The following is a 1,554-nucleotide window of genomic DNA, read 5'->3' on the forward strand; positions in this document are numbered from 1 at the left end:
CTGCCCCATGGTCGTTCATCCCGGCCATAGGCCCACAATCGCGCCGTTGCGGTCTTACCGGTGCCGGGAGCGAGCATCTTCACCGGCGTATCGTCCACAAAGATAGCCTGACTGGCCAACACGTGCCGCCCGATGGCATCTGCCAGCGGTTCCAACAGTGCTGTGGATTTGCCGACCCAATCCGCCAACGTGGAGCGATCAATGTCGATCCCGTCACGCTCGAAGATGTCGCTTTGGCGGTAGAGCGGCAGGTGATCCGCATATTTGTTGACCAACACATGCGCCAGCAGACCTGGGCCGGGACGCCCACGTTCAATGGGGCGCGATGGCAGCGCAGCCTGCGTAAAGGCCTCGCAGCCCGAACAGGCAAAGCGCGGCCGCACGATGCGGTTCACGATGAACCGGCCTGGCACATACTCCAGTTCCTCGGTTACGTCCTCGCCCAGGCGGCGCAAAGCGCCGCCACATTGAGCACAGCCATCGTCACCTGTGGTCAGCTCAACTTCCATGCGCGGGATATGATCGGGAATGGGGCGACGCTTCGGTTTGTCCTTGGGCTCTTCGTCAGGAAGGCGCAGTTTTGCCGTCATTTTGGCGACCGCGATCTCGCTCGTTTCCAAGGCCAGTTGAAGCTGTTCGATGCTCTCTGATGACGACCCGAACCGGTGATTGCGGTGACCGGCCAGTTGATGGCGCAGCTTCTCGATCAGGACGGCCTGCGACTTCACCTCGGCCAGCAAAAGCGTAGTGAACTGCCTCAGTTCATTAGGATCTTCCGGTAGGGATTTGGCCACGTCGAGCATGTCCAATCATAGCAAAACAGGGCTGACACGTGAATCCCGGATGCGCTGTACGCGGTGATTTACCCCGCTTTGAGCGGCGTCCAGCTGCGTTGCGGCAGACGCCAGTCGATCCCCTCCAGCAGCATCGCCAATTGGGCAGCCGTAAGGGCGATCTTGCCCTCCTTGGCCGAGGGCCAAACGAACCGGCCTTTCTCCAAACGCTTGCTGAACAGGCACGCGCCCTGGCCATCCCACCAGATGATCTTGATCAGATCGCCGCGGCGACCACGAAAGACAAAAAGATGCCCCGTGAACGGATCCTGCTTCAGCGTCTGCTCGGCCTGCGCCGCCAGCGTCGTGAACCCGCGCCGCATGTCGGTCACACCAGCGGCCAGCCAGACACGCGTGTTCGCTGGGACAGGGATCATGCAGATAGCCAACGGATCAGCCGGGCCAGTGCTTCGGGGTCGTAGCCACCGATGATCCTCAGGCGGTGACCGCCCGCGATGTCTATCTCAATGGCGCTGTGTGCGGGTTTGGCGTCCGGCGTCGGGGCTGTGTCTTTGTGCTGGGCCCGGTCCACAATCTCCACAGGCAGAAAACATGCCGTCTCAGCAACCTCATCTTCAAGGTTCTCAGGATCCGGTGCAAATTTGGGATCACGCAGCCATTTGTGGATCAAGTTGGTGTTCATGGCATAACGCCGCGCCACCTGCGCAACCGATACCCCCGGCGCGCATGTTTGCGCACAGATCGACACCTTCTCCTCATC

Annotated in this window: 3 protein-coding genes; all 3 read right to left on the reverse strand. The window is 60.9% G+C overall.

The window, feature by feature from the left end; genetic code table 11:
• The coding region (gene tnpC, locus BLR85_RS28240; protein WP_139188627.1) for an IS66 family transposase at positions 1-803 on the reverse strand (803 nt) is incomplete at its 3' end.
• A gap of 59 nt (positions 804-862) precedes the next feature.
• Entirely contained in the window at positions 863-1,210 is a 348-nt protein-coding gene (gene tnpB, locus BLR85_RS28245) for an IS66 family insertion sequence element accessory protein TnpB (RefSeq protein WP_085828814.1), read from the reverse strand.
• On the reverse strand, positions 1,207-1,554 hold a 348-nt coding region (gene tnpA / locus BLR85_RS28250; RefSeq protein WP_139188628.1), incomplete at its 5' end, for an IS66-like element accessory protein TnpA. The genes tnpA and tnpB, both read right to left, overlap by 4 nt.

It is taken from the genome of Aliiruegeria lutimaris (assembly GCF_900099935.1).
Taxonomy (GTDB): Bacteria; Pseudomonadota; Alphaproteobacteria; order Rhodobacterales; family Rhodobacteraceae; genus Tropicimonas; species Tropicimonas lutimaris.